Here is a 17,799-nt window from a genome sequence, read left to right on the forward strand (position 1 = left end):
TCATTCCAATCGATGTAGCCGAACGATCACCGATGACACTGGATCAACTGCGGATTTTTCTTGAAGTCGCGGAGCGCGAACACGTCACGCGGGCCGCTGAAGCACTGCACCTGACGCAGTCTGCGGTGAGTGGCGCGATCTCGGCGCTGGAGGCGCGGCACGCGGTGATCCTGTTCAACCGGGTGGGCCGTCGCATCGAGCTGACGGAGGCGGGGCGGCTGTTTGTCCCGGAGGCGCGCGCGGTGCTTGAGAGGGCACGTTCAGCCGAACATCTGCTCGCCGATCTTGCCGGTGCCGCATCTGGCGTCTTGCGGGTTCATGCCAGCCAAACGGTTGCAAGCTATTGGCTCCCGTCGCGGCTGGTCAGCTACCACGAGCTTTATCCACGGGTGGACCTGCGCCTGACGGTCGGAAATACGCAGAGCGCTGCGCAGGCGGTGCTTTCCGGTGCCGCCGAACTCGCGGTGGTGGAGGGTACGGTGGCCCTGGCGGGTCTTCAGCGCATCCGGGTTGCGGAGGATCACCTCGTCCTCGTGGTGGGCAAGCGTCACGCCTGGGCGGACGGGCGACGGCTGACGCCGAACGAGCTTCTGGAGACCAACTGGATCATGCGCGAGGAGGGTTCGGGGACGCGCTCCGCCTTCGAGGCGCATCTGAGGAGCCTGGGGCTCGAACCGGAGTCGCTGTCGGTCGTGCTCGAACTGCCGTCGAACGAAGCAGCAATCGCCGCCGTCGAGGCCGGGACAGCAGCAACGGTCTTGTCGAGCCGCGCCGCCGCGTCGCACTCACACGCCGGCAACCTGCACATCGCCGATTTCCCGATGCCGGCGCGTCAATTCTGGGTCCTTCACCATGCAGAACGGCATGTAACCCGTGCCCTCCGCGCGATGCTGGATCTTCTTACCGGCAAGGCAGGGTGAGCGGAACGCTTTAAGCGGTGCGGGCCCGGTAGGGCTTCACGTCGATCGCGTCTTCGTGTCTTCGTGCTTCGGCAATGTCGTAGCTGTTTTGCATGCGCATCAACGTCTCCATCGAAAGGCCGAACGCTTTTTCGAACCTCAATGCCATCTGAGGAGATAGCGATGAGCGCGCGTTGAGTAGCGCGGAGAGGGCAGGGCGGGTGACGCCGAGCACGCGCGCCGCTTCAGCAACGGACAATTCGAGATCCTCGAGCACCTCGTGCTTCAGAAAATCTCCCGGATGCGCGGGACGCTTTAATCGGATATCGTTGGCCTCGGTCATCAGTGATAATCCTCATAGTCTAGATCGAGGATCTCGATTTCGTTCGCATCAATACGGAAGGTCAGCCGCCAGTTCTTCGTCACGAACAGGCTCCAGGTGTCCTTCCTGTCGCCGGTTAGCTATGTGCCTTCCAGCTCGGCACATGCCGCAACTCGTCTTCTTTTTGCATGTCCTGCAGGAAGGAGATCATCCGGCGCAGCTTCGGGACCACTGCCGGCTGCAAGCCGGATGTGTCATCATCCAGAATGAAGCGGCGAAGTCCCTTGTGCAGGACATTCCTGATCCTCATGGAGAGAATGTAGAATGCGCGGCAACAGGTGTAAAGTCATCCTTTACACCTGTTGCTTCCGTCCTCTACTCCGCGGCCTGGCGGGCCATCGGGTTGTTCGGGTGCGTCGTCCAGTTCGCATAGGTTGGGTCAACAATCCGGCCGGTGCGCTTGTCGAGGCTGCCTGCAGCAAGTGGCTCCATCGTGATGCAGTTCTCGACGGGGCAGACGTTGACGCAGAGATTGCAGCCGACGCATTCCTCTTCCATCACCTCGAAATGACGCACGCCATCGACAAAGTTGGTGATCGCCTGGTGCGAGGTGTCCTCGCAGGCGATGTGGCAGCGCCCGCACTTGATACAGAGATCCTGGTCGATATGCGCCTTGGCGACATAGTTGAGGTTGAGATACTGCCAGTCGGTGACGTTTGGCACCGCGCGCGAGATGATGTCGTCCAGCGTCCGGTGGCCCTTGGCGTCCATCCAGTCGCTCAGGCCGGTGATCATCTCCTGCACGATCTTGAAGCCATAGGTCATGGCCGCGGTGCAGACTTGCACGTTTCCGGCGCCGAGCGCCAGGAATTCAGCTGCGTCGCGCCAAGTGGTGACGCCGCCGATGCCGGAGATCGGCAGCCCATGGGTTTCCGCATCACGGGCGACCTCGGCCACCATGTTGAGCGCGATCGGCTTCACGGCCGGACCACAATAACCGCCATGCGAGCCCTTGCCGCCCACTGTCGGCATCGGGGCGAAATTATCGAGGTCGACCGAGACGATCGAGGAGATGGTGTTGATCAGCGACACCGCGTCCGTGCCGCCGCGTTTTGCGGCCCGTGCCGGATAGCGGATATCGGTGATGTTGGGCGTGAGCTTGGTGATCACCGGCATGCGGGTGTACTGCTTGCACCAGCGTACCACCATCTCGATATATTCCGGCACCTGTCCGACAGCCGAACCCATGCCGCGCTCCGACATGCCGTGCGGACAGCCGAAGTTCAGTTCGATGCCGTCGACTTCGGTCGCTTCCACCAGCGGCAGTATCGATTTCCAGGCGCTCTCCTCGCAGGGCACCATGATCGAGGCGATCACGGCGCGATCCGGCCAGTTCTTCTTCACCTGCTTCATTTCAGTGAGGTTGGTGTAGAGGTCGCGGTCGGTGATCAGCTCGATATTGTTGAGGCCGAGCAGCCGGCGGTCGGCGCCCCAGATTGCGCCATAGCGCGGGCCATTGACGTTGACGACCGGCGGGCCTTCCTCGCCCAGCGTTTTCCAGACCACGCCACCCCAGCCCGCCTTGAAGGCGCGCTCGACGTTATAGGCCTTGTCGGTTGGCGGCGCGGAAGCGAGCCAGAACGGGTTCGGAGACTTGATGCCGATGAAGTTGTTGCGGATATCAGCCATGATCGAGGTCCTCAGGCGACAGCAAAAGCTGGCTGCGTTTGAGCGGCCAGAACACGGTTGATGGATTCTGCGGCATCACGTCCCTGCGCCACGGCAGAGACGGTGAGGTCTTCGCCAACGTCGACACAGTCGCCGCCAGCCCAGACACCATTCATCGAGGTGCGCCCCTCGCCATCCACGACGATCTTGCCCTTTTCGAACTGCAGCGCGCCAAGGCCCGACGCCGAGAAACTCTGGCCGATCGCCTTGAAGATCTGGTCGGCGGCAAGGATGCCGGTCTCGCCGGTCCCGGCGAGCCTGCCGTCAGTCATTGCGGTATATTCGACCTCGATGCCGGCGACCGCGCCGTCCTTGCCGATGATCTTTTTCGGCGCAAGCCAGTGGCGGATGATGACGCCATTGGCGGCAGCCAGATCCTGCTCGTAACCGGACGCGTTCATGTTTTCCTTGCCGCGGCGATAGCAGATCGTCACTTCCTCCGCACCGAGGAGCTTTGCCTGGATCGCGGCATCGATTGCCGTCATGCCGCCGCCGAGAACAACCACGCGCCGGCCGATCGGCAGCACGCTCTTATCCTTGGCCTGGCGAAGGGCTGCGATGAAATCAACCGCATCCTCAACGCCCGTCAGGTCTTCGCCTTCGATGCCGAGACCGTTGACACCCTGCAGGCCCATGCCGAGGAAAACGGCGTCGAAGCGCGCTGTGAGATCCGCCAGTGTAAGCTCGCGGCCGAGGGCCTGGCCGTGCTGGATGGTGATGCCACCGATCGCGGTGACGTAATCCACCTCGCGCTGGGCAAAGTCATCGACGGCCTTATAGGTGGCGATGCCATATTCATTGAGGCCGCCGGATTTCTCCCGCGCCTCGAGGATCGTTACTTCGTGGCCATGCATGGCAAGGCGGTGCGCGGCGGCGAGCCCTGCCGGACCTGCGCCCACCACTGCAACCGTCTTGCCGGTCGGGTTGGCACGCGAATAGAATTGCCGGTCGGCTTCCATGGCAATGTCGGTTGCATAGCGCTGCAGCTTGCCGATCTCGACCGGCCGGTCTTCAGCCGTGTTGCGCACACAGGCCTGCTCGCACAGCGTTTCGGCGGGACAGACCCGGGCGCACATGCCGCCAAGAATGTTCTGGTCGAAGATGGTCTTGGCGGAGCCGAGCGGGTTGCCCGTCGATATCTGCCTGATGAACAGCGGGATATCGATGGCGGTGGGACAGGCCGTCATGCACGGCGCGTCATAGCAGAAATAACAGCGGTCGGCGGCAACAAGCGCCTCGTGTTTGTCGAGGCGCGGGTGAAGGTCTGCGAAGTTTACCTCGTACTGAGCATCCGGAAGACGCCCAGCAGCAATCCCGGCCAGATGGCCGCTTCCCAGTCGTTCCATCTTATGTTCCCTCTTTTATGGATTCATGGACAACTATTGGGAAAAGGCTACCACAGGCCAAAAATTTATCAAACGGTAAAATTTTTACCGCCAGAAGCCTCAAGCAAACATGAGCGCGTGCGTCAACTTTAATCTTTACTGGGATAATCATGTTAAATATGGTGCCGCCGTCGAAGGGGTCCGCCCCGAGGAGATTCTGCCAGACGGGGAGCGCCATGGCGAAGAAACAGAAGCGGAAGAACGGCAACGTCAATGAGGATGCGGCCAAGGCCAATGCCCGCAAGGATGCAGGCGCGATCGACCTGCGCAGCTTCCTTTACGTCGGCGGTCGCGATTGCCAGGTAGCGCATCTGCGCGAGATCGCCAGCAAGCACGGCGCGGAACTCATCCACCATGATGGCGGTTTGCGGGAAGCGGTGTCGCGCATCGATACGGTGCTTCCATCCGTCGACTGCGTGTTCTGCCCCATCGACTGTATCAGCCACGATGCGTGCCTGCGGGTGAAGACCGGCTGCAAGAAGTTCGGGGTCGCCTTCGTGCCGCTGCGCAATGGCTCGAAGTCCAGCCTGGAGCGTGCACTCCAGACGATCAAGGAACGGAATGATGAACGAAGAACGTCGTGACGGCAGCCTGTTGCTCGGCCTGCACGCGCTTGCCCAACACAAGGGCGATGGCCTGATGCCGGAGCTTCATGCGCTGCTGGCCGAAGGGCGGGATGCGCCGGCTGACATGACGAATGTAATTGCGATGCCCGTACGGCCGCGGCTTGCTGCAGAAGCGGCAGTATCCCAGGATGAACCAGGGCGCGTGCTGGCGTTCCGCCGTCGCTGATTACTTCGGAAGATCGGCACGTCTGAAGAAGGCGCCGAGCGCCACCAGCAGCCAACCGAGCATCATCAATGTGCCACCGGCCGGCGCCGCCATCGGAAACAGGCGGCTGCCGAGATAGTGGCGTGAGACGAGGTCACCGGCAAACAGAACGGTGCCGAGACCAAGGACCAGTCCCGCAAGCGTTGCCGTACGAAACTGCCGGTAACCGAGGAAAAGCGCCAGCAGCACCGGCGCATGCGCCAGGCACATCGTGGAGGCCGAGCCGAGAAACAACGTATCGCCGCCATGGCTTGCCGCGGCAGCGAGTGCGACGCCGCAGGCGCCCATCAGGCCGCTGACGAAAAGGATCAGGGGGCGCAGGCGATCCAGTCTTTCCACCGCGTCTATTCCTTGTTCTGCATATGGAAGGCCAGCCGCTCGATCGGCGGCCAGATGATTTCGCGCAGCTTCGGGTTCTCGATGGTCTCTTCCATGGCGCGACGGAAACACAGGATCCATTCGTCGCGCTCCAGCGGGCCGATCCCGGCGCCGAAGTGACGCGAGCGCAGGCGCGGGTGGCCGTATTTCTCGACATAAACCGGCGGTCCGCCAAGATAACCCGTCAGGTAGTCGTAGAGCTTGGCCTCGCTGCCTTCGAGGCTTGCAGGATGAATGGCGCGGCAGCGCGCCGCTTCCGGCAGCGTGTCCATCAGATGGTAGAAGCGCTTCACGAGGGCGCGGATCGTCGCGTCGCCGCCGATCGCTTCGTAGAGTGTGATGGTTTCGCCCGCCATGGAGGATCTCCGGATCTCTTGGCGGGCTAGTTAAGACGCCAGGGCTTCGAGAACAAGCGTCACGGCGTCGCATCAGGCAGGGTAGGGGGCAGCGTCACTCCGATCCGGCATCCGCTTCGGTATCGGTGCTGTTCGGTAGCGCGCCGGTGCCGGGCGTCTTTTCGTTATCCGTCAGCTCTGGCTTCGCGTGCGGGCCAGCCTTTGGATATTTCCCTTCCTTGGTCGGCTTCTCCACGTTTTCGACCGCATCCTGCGCCCGCTTGTCTTCAGACATCCTAGCCTCCAGCATCTTTCGTTTCTTGCTGGTGCAACGCTTCGCCTGATGGACGGGTTCCACGCCGGGCGAGGGGCCTCAGAACGGCTCGTAGGGCAGGAAGGCCTCGGCTACCAGTGACGGTTCCGGATCGACGGATGGCAGGAGTTCGCCCTTGGCCCATATCTGTTTCAAGTCCTCCAGGTCGACGGCTGCGACATTGACGTCGATATCGGTCAGCGTGCCGGGCACCCGATAAGGGCAGTGCCGCTTGGAGCAGTTGCTGGCAGAAGAAAACTGCCAGAGGAAATAGTTCGACCAGTTGCCGGCCGGGAAGGCGGTGGAGATATCGGGTTTGTAGCGTGCGTACCAGATCGGCAGGCGCGACAGCAGCCGGTAGTCCTTGCGCCGTGCGGCGATATAGCGGGAAACATTGTGGTTGGTGTAGAGGATCGGGTAACGGCCGGTCCGCGCCTTGATATGGCGCACGAAGATCTCCGCATCCTCCAGAGACATGAACTTGTCGCTGAGATCCTCGAGATCGAGCACCATCAGCTCTTTGTCATCGGGTTCGGCATAATCGAGGAAATGGTTCGCCTGGTCGATCGGGTTGCCCGGCCGCGCCAGGTGGTAGGCGCCCCAGAGCAGGCCGGCCGCGCGGGCAACGAGCCGGCGTGTCTGGTAGAGCTCCTTGCTGACCGCATATTTGCGCCACATGGTCTTGCAGTGCGCCACGGTGTCGCCGCCGTGGTCACCGGTGCAGCTAAAGCTTTCCGGCAGCCCATCGGATGCTTTGTGGATGAAACCGGCGATGCGCTTGTCGGTAAGTAGCTTCTGCCAGTCGATGATGTTGAGTTCGTAGGCGTCGATGACGAGGGGCTTGCCGGGGTCCTTCCAGGGCTTGCGCTTGCCCGCTTCCGCGTCACCCGAACCGATGAGGCTGGCGACAAGCGCGGCGATCATCCCCAGTTTCTGAAGCTTTGCCCTGTCCATTAGCGAATGGTGAAGCGCGATGGTTAACCGGTGGTTAACTCCGCCAGGTGGTTATCCACCGATGGAAGTTTGCATTCGTCAACTTCTCGTGTGGAAGCGACAAGTCTTTCATGTAGATGTCATGAGGGCAGGTGATAGCTGCCGGGTTGTTCGTCACCGCCAGACACGAGGGGTACCCTTGACTGCATCGGAAACGTCAGTGCCCGAGAAGGCCGCACATCGTCCGGCCGGCACGGCTCGCGAGGTGTTGGGAGCGTTCCTCAAGCTTGGTCTCACCTCGTTTGGCGGGCCGATCGCCCATCTCGGATACTTCCGCGATGAACTCGTGGTGCGTCGAAAGTGGGTGGACGAGGCGGGTTACGCCGATCTCGTGGCGCTCTGCCAGTTCCTGCCGGGACCGGCCTCCAGCAAGGTCGGCTTCGCGCTTGGCCTGCTGCGCGCGGGCCCGCTCGGTGCGCTTGCTGCCTGGACGGCTTTCACGCTGCCTTCGGCTTTCCTCCTCGTTGCCTTCGCCAGTGCTGCCGCAGCCTTTGATGGTCCGGCAGGTGCCGGCCTCCTGCATGGCCTGAAACTGGTTGCCGCGGCCGTTGTCGCGCAAGCCGTCTGGGGCATGGCACGCAGCCTGGCGCCCGATAGGCCAAGAGCGAGCATCGCGGTTGCGGCCATTCTCGTGGTCGTGTTTCTCGGTGGGGCCTTCGGCCAGATCGCAGCGATTGCCATGGGTTGCCTTGCCGGACTCCTCCTCTGCCGCAACGGAGCCTCCGTTGCGACCGGGCATCTTGCCTTCCAGGTCAGCCGCAGGACCGGCGCTCTCTGCCTCGTCTTGTTTTTCGGGCTGCTCGTGCTCCTGCCGATCGTGTCGGCTGTCACCGGGTGGCAGACGCTCCTGCTGATCGATGCTTTCTATCGATCCGGCTCGCTTGTGTTCGGTGGCGGGCATGTCGTCCTGCCTCTGCTGCAGGCGGAAACGGTGGCGCAGGGCTGGGTGAGCGAAGGCGCATTTCTCGCCGGTTACGGTGCGGCGCAGGCGATCCCCGGGCCGCTTTTCACCTTTGCCGCTTATCTGGGAACGGTGATGGAGCCGGAGCCCAATGGTTTCCTGGGCGCTGCCATAGGGCTCGTTGCGATCTTCCTGCCCGGCTTCCTGCTGCTGGTCGGCGCGCTGCCTTTCTGGAATGCGTTGCGGCGTCGGCCGCTGGCGCAAGCGGGTATGCGCGGCGCCAATGCCGCCGTGGTCGGCATCCTGGCGGCTGCGCTTTACAGCCCGGTCTGGACGGGCGCCGTCCTCGATGCCTACGATTTTGCCATCGCCGCCACCGGCTTCGTGCTGCTCACGGTCTGGAAGGCGCCGCCATGGAGCGTCGTTTTGCTCACCGCCATCGCCGGCACCATCATGGGCCTGCTCTAGGCGACCAGTATTTCGGGCTCCGGGATCATCTGCGCCGCGTCATAGGCCGCCAGCACGGTCTGCATCTGCGCCGTATGTCCGTCGATGAAGGCCTCGCCGTAAATGGTCTCGTCCGGATATTCGGTTATCATCGTCAGCGGCACGGTCTGGTGCTCGACCACCGAGACGAGGCAGGGGAAACCGTTGATCATCCGGAAGCCGGGATCGCCGGCGTAGAGCTCGAACAGTTCCTTCTGCTGGCGGTTCATCTCCACCACCGTCGTGTTCTGCATCAGGCGGCGCGTCACATGGTCCAGCACCTGCTCGGCCTGTTTTGCCCAGGCTGCATGGTGGCGCATGATCAGGAAGAAACCCCGCGGGATCGTCCACATCGCAAAGCCGCGCGGGATGTAGCCGGAAAGCGGCCGCGTCCACTCGTGTGACGGATAACCATGCAGGTTGACGTGCAGCCAGGCGCCTGTCAGCCGCTCGGCCTCGTGGCGGATGGCCTTTTCACCGGGGTCTCCTGCCGAGCGATATTCGAGGTCATCACCATGGGCCGTGTAGCGTGCAGCATGGTGCATGTGGCGCGGATTGTTTTCGCGCAGCCTCCAGTGGATCTGGTAGCCGTCCGGGTTCTCGAGCGGCGAGATGACGAAATGCGCGTTGGGCATCGTCGCCAGTTGCCGGGCGGCACGCAAGGCGCCAACCACGCCCGTCGTTTCATTGGCGTGCTGGCCGCCGCTGATGATGACCGGCCGATCCGTGCCCCTGCGGTAGCGCGCGTTGACGCTGCGGCCGGCCCGCGTCGCGGCGGTGAAGGCATGGCCGCCGATCTCTTGAAGTTCGGCCTTGATCTGGCTCGTCGGCAGCGGCGCGACCGCGGTGTCCAGGGGCTGGTGCTCGGCTTCAAGTTCACCGCTCGAAAGCGGCCGCATTTCGACGCGCACGCTTGGCTTCTCGCCGTAGCGGATGTCCGGCACGATCTGGCCGGGCCTCAAGGTCCGGTCGCCGACGGGCTTGCCGGAATGTTTCTGGAAGAACTCCAGCAGCGAGAAATAGAAATCTTCGTGCAGGCCCTCGCGCAGGCTGATCACTTCGTCTCCATAAGGCAGCGCACGATCTTCGATCGGCAGCGTGACCGTGATGGACAACTCCTCGAAATACGGCTCGACCACTCCCCAGTCACGCGCCGCGATCGCCTTCATCGCCGAATGGAACAGGATCTCGTAGTCCGTCTCCAGTTGTGACCCGGCATCCCCGTCGACTGCGAGCCAACCGGTGGGCGACAGCGAGGTCTCGCCGATCATGTCCTGATGGAGGTGATTGGGTGCGAAGACCTTGTGAATTGCCGTCGCGCCATCCTTGAAGGTCAAGTTCACCTCGTAGGACAGCGCGTCTCCTGTACTTGCCTCGAAGGTTACTGCGAGGTCCTTCGCCAGTGCTGAAAGCGGGTATGCCTCGAGCAGGAAACGATTTGCGGGTGCCGCCGAGTGAACGGGGTAGATTACATGCGCGGCCTCAAGCGCGGTCCAGTCGACCTCTTCCAGGAAGAAGTGCAGCAGCGGCTTGTAGGCACTGCGGATTTTGGCGTTCACGCCAAGATCACGCAAACGCGCTTCCGCCCGCCGGCGGCTCGGCTCGTCGTCGAAGGTCCACGCTTCGATCCGCTTCGAATTGCTGGAGGAAAACCGGGAAACAAGCGCGTCCAGGGTGCGCTCGAGCTCATGTTGAAAAAGGATCGTCATGAAATACGTCTGCCCAGGCTGAGGGTATCCCGGTGACTATAGGCGGCGGGCTGGGAAAAGCTTTCATTTTTTCGAGGAACCGGCGGCACAAAACCTAGTTCGGCCCATCCAGAGAGATGCGGGAGCCGACATGCACAGCCGACAGCCCACCAAGCGTAGCGATCTTGTGATCCGGAGCAATCTTCCCGGTTGGTTGATCAAGGCGCTACGCGAGAGTGGCGTGAAGCGGCTGAGCCGGCTGCAGCAGATGAGCGACAAGGAAGTGTTGGACCTGCCGGGGGTGGGCACGCGCTCGCTGCAAATCATTCGAACGGCTTTGGCGCCTGACCAGCAGATGCATTAGAGGCGAAACGTCAAGATAAAAGCGAGGGCGGCGCCATCCGGGTGCCGCCCCCTGTGTATCAGCACTTGGCTTGTGGCTGCGGTGTCTGCTGGCCGGCAGTCGCCGGACGCTGCGCCGAAACAGTGCCGGGCATCTGCTCGCAATCATTGCCGCGCTTGCCGACGTCGTTCGGGGTTGCCGTCTTTGGCCGATCCACCGCCTGGCTCCCCACCGGGCCGCCGGAGTTGGTGCCCTGCGAGGTGGTCGTGTCAGGCGTGAAAGTCCCGCCCTGCTGGGCGACGCTTGGTGAAGCGAACACGAGGCCGAGAAGCAAGGCGGCGGAAATCTTGTAGTTCATATTGAAACTCCTTTGATGGCCGAACCCTGCGCATCGGCAAGGTTCCGCTTCATCCGTCTGTGACGACTTGTGGGTCAGAGCTGGCTGGGCTTGATTGTATCGACCCGCACCATGCCTTCGAGAACGCCGCGCTGCAGTCCTGGCCGGCCGTGCTCGATCTCGATCACGGTGTAGGCCTTCTCGTCGCGGAATGCGCTGGCATGGGCCGTCGTCATGTCCTCGCCGGGCAGTGCGTCGATATCGAGGAAGTCGAGTTCACGGCCTGCGGCGACAATGCGCGCGTCGCCCGCCGTGCGTGCGGCTACCACAACTTCGCCCATCGACGGCGCCTTTTCCCAGCGCGCATCATTCGGCGGCGCCACCGGCACGAGCCGGTAGACGTTCAGCAACTCGCCTTCCTCACTGCCAGAGGCAAGGATGGCGGCATCCTCGATCTGCGCCTTGCTTTCCAGCGAGGCGCCGAAGCGGTTCGGGCTCACACCATTGTTGGCGGCGTTGCGACTGTTGTCTTGGGTAGCGTTCGACATGAAAAACCTCATCAAGCTGGCTGCCTAACCAACGACCTGGCGGCCATTGCGTTCCGCTCACCTGTTGGGGTGTCGCCTCAGGCCTTGATGAACAGGCAGCCTGCCATCAGAAAAAGAACTGCCGCCTGCATGATGAACATTGGCCATTCGCTGGACATCGTTTCCTCCGTTTCCGGGGGCAAAGCCGCAGCCGCCGCGATTGTTCCAACGCCGCCCGAGATTAACCGGTGCGTTTGGCGCCTCTTGCTATTTTGCCGGTGGATGGGGATATGCTGCTTGGCACGCCGCATGAAACCGCAGGACAAGAGCCGATGATCGATCCAGACCACCCGTTTTATCGACCGCTGTGGCGCCGCTTGCTCATTCCGGCGGTATGCCTTGTCTGGGTGATCTTCGAACTGGTGGCAGGCGAGGCATTCTGGGCCGTCATCGTCGGCGCCATCGGCGCCTATGCGACCTACAAGCTCTTCATCGAAAAGCGGGATCCACCGCCGCAGCGTCCGCTCGACACGCAGGAAGACTAGTCTAGCGCCAGAAGCTGTTCTTGATCGCCCGGTCGATCAGCAGGTTTGCGGTCGTCATGCGGATTGTTGCCATCTCGCGATATTCCGGGGCCACGCGATCAGGATGGTTTGCCTTGGCGAACTGTCGGCGCTTTTCGCCCAGACTTGTTTCCGTGTCCGCATCGCTCAATCGCAGATCCTCGGCGATTTCCCTTTCACTCAAGCGCAGGAGATGCGCAGGGACAGGCGGCGGCGCTTCAGGTTCCGGCTCCACTTCAAGTTCCGCGATCTCCGGGTCTGGCTCGAAGGCGAAGTAGGCGTCGGTTCTTGTGGCCGGCGCTTCATCGGTCTCGACCGTTGCCGCGACAAAGCCCATGCCGAGGCTCCTGATCCGGAACTCCACGCCGGTGTCTTCCGCCTCGTCGCTTGCGCTTTCCTGGTCCAGTCGCGTCAGCACGGACTGGAAGATCGACTGGCCAAACAGCATGGTCACCTCGCTCACATGGTACCACATAACCATGCCGAGGTGGCGCCGAGCTTGACTGAGTTACCCCTGGCTCTGGCTTTGCCCGTTCTGGCTCTGCGACTGCGTCTGTGTCGCGGCGACCGTCAGCGACACCTTCAAGTCTTCCTCCGCGCGGCCAATCCGCAATCCGGAAACCGGGGCGCAATCTCGGTAGCAGAGGCCCGACGCGATCCGCACGTAACGGTCGTCCGGGCAGATCTTGTTGGCTGCATCAAAACCCACCCAGCCCAGGCCCGGCAGATGCACCTCCGCCCAGGCATGCGTGGCGACCTGGTCCTCCCGGTCCTCCATCATCAGGTAACCGGAAACATAGCGTGCCGGGATGCCCAGCACCCTCGCTGCCGCGATGAAGATGTGCGCATGGTCCTGGCAGACGCCGGATTTCGCCGCCAGTGCCTCTTCCGCCGTCGTTTCGGTCGTGGTCGTGCCGGGGGTGTAGGCGACGCCGTCGTGGATCGCCTCCATCAGCGCATGCATCTGGGCAAGCTCGCTGTCGCCGTGGACGCTCTTCGCCAATGCCTCGACCAGCGGGCCGGGCGCGGTGAGCGGCGTTTCGCGCAGGAAAAGCCAGAGCGGGCAGAACCCCTGGTGCGGCCCGAAAACGCCAGCGCGATCTTCCGTCTCGACCTCGCCGAAAGCGGTGATCCGGATCGTATGTTCGGCGCCTTCGATCGAAACAAGTTCGACAGGGTTGCCGTATTGGTCGCCGTAGCCTGCTTCCACCTTGGCGCCATCGACGGAAACCGCCCAGTTCAGCACCTTCTGCGTCGGGCCGCTCAAGGGTGTCAGCCGCAGCCGCTGCAGGGAATAAGGCACCGGCGCGTCATATAGATATTCGGTCGTATGGGAAATCTTCAGCCGCATCGGCATCATCCTACTCGTAGAAGCGGTAGCCGGTGGTGATCTCGGCGCTGAGCTGGTTGTTGCGCGTCACGAAGTCTTCGAGGAATTCGTGGAGGCCGATGTCCATGATCTCGGCAATCGAGCCGCGCTTCAGTGAGGAGCGGATCGCCGCCGCTGTCTCATGCGCCCTCAACCGTTCGCCATAGGTGTCGGCCAGGTAGTCGAGATTGCTGACGATCTTCTCGTAACAATAGGCGAGCGAACGCGGCATCTGGATCTTCAGGATCAGGAAGTCGGCGATATTGGCCGATTGCAGGTCGCCGTCATAAACCCAGCCATAGGAGCGGTGCGCCGAAACGGAGCGCAGGATCTGTTCCCACTGCATGTTGTCGAGTGCCGAGCCGACCTGGCTCACCGATGGCAGCAGCACATAATACTTGACGTCCAGGATGCGGCTGGTGTTGTCGGCACGCTCGATGAAGGTGCCGATCCGCGAGAAGTTGTAGAGGTCGTTGCGCAGCATGGAGCCGTGGAAGGCGCCGCGGATCAGTCCACAGCGATGTTTGATGACGTCGATCAGTTCCGGCAGGTCGGCCGCCTTCAGGCGGTTCGCCAGCCGTGCCTTGAGGTCGATCCAGGCTTCGTTGGTGGCTTCCCAGGTCTCGCGGGTGAGTGCGGTGCGCACCATGCGCGCATTGTTGCGGCCCCATTCGATGCAGGACATCACGCTCGAGGGGTTGGTGGTGTCGCGCAGCAGGTAGTCGATCGCGTCTGCCGCCGTCAGTTGCGGATGCACCTTGGCATAGGCCTCGCGCACGCCGGCACTTTCGAGCACGCCATGCCAGTCCTCGTCGGAGGAGCCGGCGCGCGTCAGCGAAACCCGCAGGCCCGCGTCCACCAGGCGGGCGATATTTTCGGCCCGCTCGATATAGCGGAACATCCAGTAGAGGCCGTTTGCAGTTCTTCCGAGCATTCTACGTCCCCAGCCTCAATCTTCCAGAACCCAGGTGTCCTTGGTGCCGCCGCCCTGGCTGGAATTGACCACCAGCGAGCCTTCCTTCAGCGCCACCCGGGTCAAGCCGCCGGGGATGATCTTCACCTTGTCCGAGACAAGCACATAAGGCCGCAGGTCGACGTGGCGCGGCGCGATCCCCTTGTTGACGAAGATCGGCACGGTGGAGAGTGCCAGCGTCGGCTGGGCAATGTAGTTGGCGGGCTTGGCGGCAAGCTTTTCGGCGAACTCGGCCCGCTCCTTCTTGCTCGCCGTCGGGCCAACCAGCATGCCGTAGCCGCCCGAGCCATGAACCTCCTTGATGACCAGTTCCCCGATATGGTCGAGCACGTATCTGAGGCTGTCCGGCTCCGAGCAGCGCCAGGTCGGCACGTTTTCCAGCAGAGGCTTGCGGCCGGTGTAGAACTCGACGATTTCGGGCATGTAGGAATAGATCGCCTTGTCATCGGAGATACCCGTGCCCGGTGCATTGGCGATGGTGATGTTGCCGGCGCGGTAGACATCCATGATGCCCGGAATGCCAAGCGCGGAATCCGGCCGGAAGGTGAGGGGGTCGAGGAAGTCGTCATCGACGCGGCGGTAAAGCACGTCGATAGCCTCGTAGCCCTGCGTGGTGCGCATCTTCACGCGCCCGTCAATGACGCGCAGATCCGAGCCTTCCACCAACTCGACGCCCATCTGGTCGGCCAGGAAGGAATGTTCGTAATAAGCGGAATTGTAGATGCCGGGCGTGAGTACCGCCACACGAGGGCGGCCCCTGCAGCCGGGCGGCGCCAGAGACGCGAGCGACTGGCGCAGCAGGCGCGGGTAGTCTTCGACCCGCTGGACCTTGTTCAGCGTGAAGAGCTCCGGGAACATCTGCATCATCGTTTCCCGGTTCTCCAGCATGTAGGAGACGCCGGAGGGCGTGCGGGCATTGTCTTCCAGCACGAAGAACTGGTCTTCGCCGGTGCGCACGATATCGGTGCCAACGATATGGGTGTAGACGCCGCCGGGCGGTTTGAAGCCGATCATTTCCGGAAGAAACGCCGTGTTCTTCTCGATCAGCTCGCGGGGAATACGTCCCGCCTTGATGATTTCCTGCTTGTGGTAAATGTCATCGAGGAAGGCGTTGAGCGCCAGAACCCGCTGCTCAATGCCCTGCGCCAGCTTGCGCCATTCGCGACCGGAGATGATGCGCGGGATGATGTCGAAGGGGATCAGCTTTTCGGAACTGTCCGCATGCCCATAGACGGCAAAGGTAATGCCGGTCTTGCGGAAGATGTTTTCGGCGTCCTGCGTCTTGCGAATAAGGTGGGCGGCATCCTGGGCGCTATACCACTGGTGGTATTGCTTGTAGGGATCTCTCGGAAGACCTTCCGGAGTTAACATTTCATCGAATGCCAATGGCGGGTTCCCTCGTTTTTCTGCCATTTGAGTACAACACCCTTTTTAATGCAAGAAGCATGCACAGTTGGCCGCGAGGTTTTCACGCGGCGGCAAAAATCAGGATCTTCCGCTGTGCAGATATTGGCGGGACCGCCATCAAACCTTCCTTCTGCTTTTGAAAGCATCAACTGCACAAACGCGCGCCAGTTGCTGTTCAAGCGAAATTCACCGCAACCATCAGTTTTTCTGTTTTGACCATGAAGGCATCGAGGAATAGGAAGCGGCTTCGTGCGAATTTGGCAGGTGCCGAAAGACCGTAATGCTTGACCGTCTGGCTCCGGCCGTTTTCGTTCTCCTCTGGTCGACCGGCTGGATTGTCGCAAAGTTCGCCGCGCAACATGCCGATCCGCTGACATTCCTCGCGGGCCGACATGGGCTGGCCGCCATTGCCTTTTTTGCCGTCGCAGTCGTCGCCCGGGCGAAGTGGCCGAAAAGCATTGGGCAATATGCGCATTCCCTGATCTCCGGCGTCTTCCTGCACGGGCTTTACCTCGCCGGCGTATGGTATGCGATCGGGCAGGGGGTTCCCGCCGGTCTTTCCGGCATCATCGCGGGGATGCAGCCACTGCTCACCGCCATGGTCGCGCCTTTCTTCATCACCGAGCGGTTGACGATGCTGCAGAAGGCCGGGCTCGCGATCGGCTTTGCCGGCATCCTGATCGCCATCTCGCCGCAGATCCTCGATCTCTTCGAAGTCGGCCTGAGCGGCCTCGGCTTTCCCGTCATCATCAACCTGATCTCGATGGGGTCAGTCACCTACGGCACGCTCTACCAGAAGCGTTATCTGCAGGAGGGCGACCTCCTGTCGATCGCGTCGCTGCAATTCGTGGGCGCGCTCATCGTCACCATCCCGCTGGCGCTGCTGCTTGAAGACCTGCGCTTCGACTGGACGCAGGAAGCGGTCCTCGCCATGGCCTGGTCGGTGTTCGGATTGTCGATGGGGGCGGTGGCGCTCCTCTTGCGGCTCATCCGTCGCGGACAGGTATCGCGTGCGGCTTCGCTCATCTACCTCATGCCGCCGGTCGTGGCGATCGAGGCGGTCATCCTGTTTGGCGAGCCGCTGACCTGGCCGATGATCATCGGCACGGTGATCGTGGTGACGGGCGTCTACATGGTCAACCGCAAGGCGAGAGCCGGGACGGTCGGCTGAGGCGGGGTCGAGCGGGCGGCAAGTTTCAGGTCACGAAACGGGTGTCGGCACGAGAGGTGAGGACTTAACCAGCACGGGCAACTCTTGGAGGAGATACCCAATGCTGGAAGGAAAAGTCGCAATCGTCACAGGCGCGTCGAGCGGGATTGGCCGCGCTACGGCCTTGTTGTTTGCACGTGAAGGTGCTGCCGTGGTGGTCAATGCGCGCGGTGAAGAAGCGCTAAATGCACTTGCCGCGGAGATCGAGGCCAATCGTGGCAAGGTCGTCGCGGTTGCCGGCGATGTCGGGAATGAAGACACTCACAAGCGCATGGTTGATGCGGCCATCAACCAATTCGGCGGCCTCGATATGGCCTTCAACAATGCGGGTGCTGTCGGACCCTACAAGCCGCTGGCGGAAGTGACGCTTCCCGAATGGCAACAGACCATCACCACGAACCTGACCAGTGCCTTTCTCGGCGCGGCAGTGCAGATACCCGCCATGTTGCAACGCGGCTCCGGATCCTTGATCTTCACCTCGACCTTCGTTGGAACGAGTGTCGGCATTCCCGGAATGGGCGCATACGCGGCGGCTAAGGCGGGGCTGATGGGTTTGGTGAAAGCCATCACAGCGGATTATGGCGCGCAAGGTGTCCGCGCAAATGCGCTGCTGCCCGGCGGCACGGACACACCGGCCGCAGGGGATGCGGCTCAGAAGGAGTGGGCGGCCGGCCTGCATGCGATGAAGCGTATTGCCAAGCCCGAGGAGATCGCTGCCGCGGCGCTGTTTCTCGCAAGCCCCATGGCTAGTTTCGTCGCCGGCTCTGCGCTTTATGCCGATGGTGGCAACGCCGCTGTAAAATAACCCGCG

General features: G+C 62.2%; 24 protein-coding genes. 8 read left to right on the top strand and 16 right to left on the bottom strand.

From position 1 onward, the window contains the following. Positions 1–32: 32 nt before the first annotated feature. Positions 33–920: a LysR substrate-binding domain-containing protein gene (locus M0654_RS19625; RefSeq protein ID WP_248684516.1), complete on the top strand. Its 888-nt coding sequence runs from the start codon at positions 33–35 to the stop codon at positions 918–920. Positions 921–930: 10 nt separating this feature from the next. On the opposite strand, the gene M0654_RS19630 is transcribed toward M0654_RS19625, so the two are convergent. The 4 genes from M0654_RS19630 to M0654_RS19645 all read right to left on the bottom strand — a co-directional run bounded on the left by M0654_RS19630 (position 931) and on the right by M0654_RS19645 (position 4,295). Further along, on the bottom strand, positions 931–1,242 hold the full coding sequence (locus tag M0654_RS19630; protein WP_248684517.1) for a HigA family addiction module antitoxin: 312 nt from the start codon (positions 1,240–1,242) through the stop codon (positions 931–933). A 115-nt stretch (positions 1,243–1,357) separates the two neighbouring features. Then, a complete protein-coding gene (locus M0654_RS22810) occupies positions 1,358–1,531 on the bottom strand; it encodes a type II toxin-antitoxin system RelE/ParE family toxin (RefSeq protein ID WP_282571699.1) in 174 nt (57 codons plus the stop codon). 65 nt (positions 1,532–1,596) lie between these two features. Further along, positions 1,597–2,910, bottom strand: coding sequence for an NAD-dependent dihydropyrimidine dehydrogenase subunit PreA (preA, locus tag M0654_RS19640; protein WP_248684518.1), 1,314 nt, complete (start codon positions 2,908–2,910; stop codon positions 1,597–1,599). A gap of 11 nt (positions 2,911–2,921) precedes the next feature. After that, positions 2,922–4,295, bottom strand: coding sequence for an NAD(P)-dependent oxidoreductase (locus M0654_RS19645; protein WP_248684519.1), 1,374 nt, complete (start codon positions 4,293–4,295; stop codon positions 2,922–2,924). 215 nt (positions 4,296–4,510) lie between these two features. On the opposite strand from M0654_RS19645, the gene M0654_RS19650 reads away from it, so the two are divergent. After that, on the top strand, positions 4,511–4,918 hold the full coding sequence (locus M0654_RS19650; protein WP_248684520.1) for a DUF2325 domain-containing protein: 408 nt from the start codon (positions 4,511–4,513) through the stop codon (positions 4,916–4,918). Further along, the gene (locus M0654_RS19655) at positions 4,899–5,126 is read left to right on the top strand and encodes a hypothetical protein (protein WP_248684521.1); all 228 of its coding nucleotides are present in this window, start codon (positions 4,899–4,901) and stop codon (positions 5,124–5,126) included. The genes M0654_RS19650 and M0654_RS19655 overlap by 20 nt, the downstream gene beginning before the upstream one ends. Here M0654_RS19655 and M0654_RS19660 read toward each other — a convergent pair whose 3' ends face one another. The 4 genes from M0654_RS19660 to M0654_RS19675 form a co-directional block, all read right to left on the bottom strand. Continuing rightward, positions 5,127–5,453 carry a DUF423 domain-containing protein gene (locus M0654_RS19660; protein ID WP_118851597.1) on the bottom strand — a complete coding sequence of 109 codons (327 nt, stop codon included), beginning with the start codon at positions 5,451–5,453 and terminating at the stop codon, positions 5,127–5,129. A 56-nt stretch (positions 5,454–5,509) separates the two neighbouring features. Next, complete coding sequence (locus M0654_RS19665; protein ID WP_248684522.1) at positions 5,510–5,899, bottom strand: group II truncated hemoglobin; 390 nt, start codon at positions 5,897–5,899, stop codon at positions 5,510–5,512. A 94-nt stretch (positions 5,900–5,993) separates the two neighbouring features. Next, a complete protein-coding gene (locus tag M0654_RS19670; RefSeq protein WP_248684523.1) occupies positions 5,994–6,173 on the bottom strand; it encodes a hypothetical protein in 180 nt (59 codons plus the stop codon). 78 nt (positions 6,174–6,251) lie between these two features. After that, positions 6,252–7,145, bottom strand: a complete 894-nt coding sequence (locus M0654_RS19675) for a glycoside hydrolase family 25 protein (RefSeq protein WP_248684524.1) — start codon at positions 7,143–7,145, stop codon at positions 6,252–6,254. Between the two features lie 178 nt (positions 7,146–7,323). Here M0654_RS19675 and chrA point away from each other — a divergent pair, with 178 nt between their 5' ends. Continuing rightward, positions 7,324–8,553 (top strand): chromate efflux transporter, encoded by a 1,230-nt coding sequence (gene chrA / locus M0654_RS19680; RefSeq protein WP_282571700.1) that lies wholly within the window; start codon positions 7,324–7,326, stop codon positions 8,551–8,553. Here chrA and M0654_RS19685 read toward each other — a convergent pair. After that, positions 8,550–10,280 (bottom strand): M14 family zinc carboxypeptidase, encoded by a 1,731-nt coding sequence (locus tag M0654_RS19685; RefSeq protein ID WP_248684526.1) that lies wholly within the window; start codon positions 10,278–10,280, stop codon positions 8,550–8,552. The genes chrA and M0654_RS19685 overlap by 4 nt on opposite strands. A gap of 130 nt (positions 10,281–10,410) precedes the next feature. Here M0654_RS19685 and M0654_RS19690 point away from each other — a divergent pair, with 130 nt between their 5' ends. After that, positions 10,411–10,623 carry a helix-hairpin-helix domain-containing protein gene (locus M0654_RS19690; RefSeq protein ID WP_118850243.1) on the top strand — a complete coding sequence of 71 codons (213 nt, stop codon included), beginning with the start codon at positions 10,411–10,413 and terminating at the stop codon, positions 10,621–10,623. A gap of 58 nt (positions 10,624–10,681) precedes the next feature. Here the strand turns inward: M0654_RS19690 and M0654_RS19695 are convergent, their stop codons facing one another. Continuing rightward, positions 10,682–10,960, bottom strand: coding sequence for a hypothetical protein (locus M0654_RS19695; protein WP_248684527.1), 279 nt, complete (start codon positions 10,958–10,960; stop codon positions 10,682–10,684). Positions 10,961–11,034: 74 nt separating this feature from the next. Then, entirely contained in the window at positions 11,035–11,487 is a 453-nt protein-coding gene (locus M0654_RS19700; RefSeq protein WP_248684528.1) for a hypothetical protein, read from the bottom strand. A 269-nt stretch (positions 11,488–11,756) separates the two neighbouring features. Here M0654_RS19700 and M0654_RS19705 point away from each other — a divergent pair, with 269 nt between their 5' ends. Beyond that, complete coding sequence (locus M0654_RS19705) at positions 11,757–12,011, top strand: DUF3329 domain-containing protein (protein WP_248684529.1); 255 nt, start codon at positions 11,757–11,759, stop codon at positions 12,009–12,011. Between the two features lies 1 nt (position 12,012). Here the strand turns inward: M0654_RS19705 and M0654_RS19710 are convergent, their stop codons facing one another. From M0654_RS19710 to M0654_RS19730, 5 genes are read right to left on the bottom strand one after another with little or no spacing between them, the layout of a single operon-like run. Continuing rightward, a complete protein-coding gene (locus tag M0654_RS19710; RefSeq protein ID WP_248684530.1) occupies positions 12,013–12,492 on the bottom strand; it encodes a hypothetical protein in 480 nt (159 codons plus the stop codon). Positions 12,493–12,537: 45 nt separating this feature from the next. Next, the gene (locus M0654_RS19715) at positions 12,538–13,380 is read right to left on the bottom strand and encodes a transglutaminase family protein (RefSeq protein WP_248684531.1); all 843 of its coding nucleotides are present in this window, start codon (positions 13,378–13,380) and stop codon (positions 12,538–12,540) included. A gap of 10 nt (positions 13,381–13,390) precedes the next feature. Next, a complete protein-coding gene (locus M0654_RS19720) occupies positions 13,391–14,332 on the bottom strand; it encodes an alpha-E domain-containing protein (RefSeq protein WP_248684532.1) in 942 nt (313 codons plus the stop codon). Between the two features lie 15 nt (positions 14,333–14,347). Continuing rightward, positions 14,348–15,742: a circularly permuted type 2 ATP-grasp protein gene (locus M0654_RS19725; protein ID WP_248684564.1), complete on the bottom strand. Its 1,395-nt coding sequence runs from the start codon at positions 15,740–15,742 to the stop codon at positions 14,348–14,350. Further along, positions 15,736–15,957 (bottom strand): hypothetical protein, encoded by a 222-nt coding sequence (locus M0654_RS19730; RefSeq protein WP_248684533.1) that lies wholly within the window; start codon positions 15,955–15,957, stop codon positions 15,736–15,738. Before M0654_RS19730 ends, M0654_RS19725 begins: the two co-directional genes overlap by 7 nt. Positions 15,958–16,058: 101 nt before the next feature. Here M0654_RS19730 and M0654_RS19735 point away from each other — a divergent pair, with 101 nt between their 5' ends. After that, on the top strand, positions 16,059–16,949 hold the full coding sequence (locus M0654_RS19735) for a DMT family transporter (RefSeq protein WP_248684534.1): 891 nt from the start codon (positions 16,059–16,061) through the stop codon (positions 16,947–16,949). A 100-nt stretch (positions 16,950–17,049) separates the two neighbouring features. Next, complete coding sequence (locus tag M0654_RS19740) at positions 17,050–17,793, top strand: SDR family oxidoreductase (protein ID WP_248684535.1); 744 nt, start codon at positions 17,050–17,052, stop codon at positions 17,791–17,793. Positions 17,794–17,799 lie beyond the last annotated feature (6 nt).

This window comes from Neorhizobium turbinariae (assembly GCF_023223505.1).
GTDB lineage: Bacteria > Pseudomonadota > Alphaproteobacteria > Rhizobiales > Rhizobiaceae > Neorhizobium > Neorhizobium turbinariae.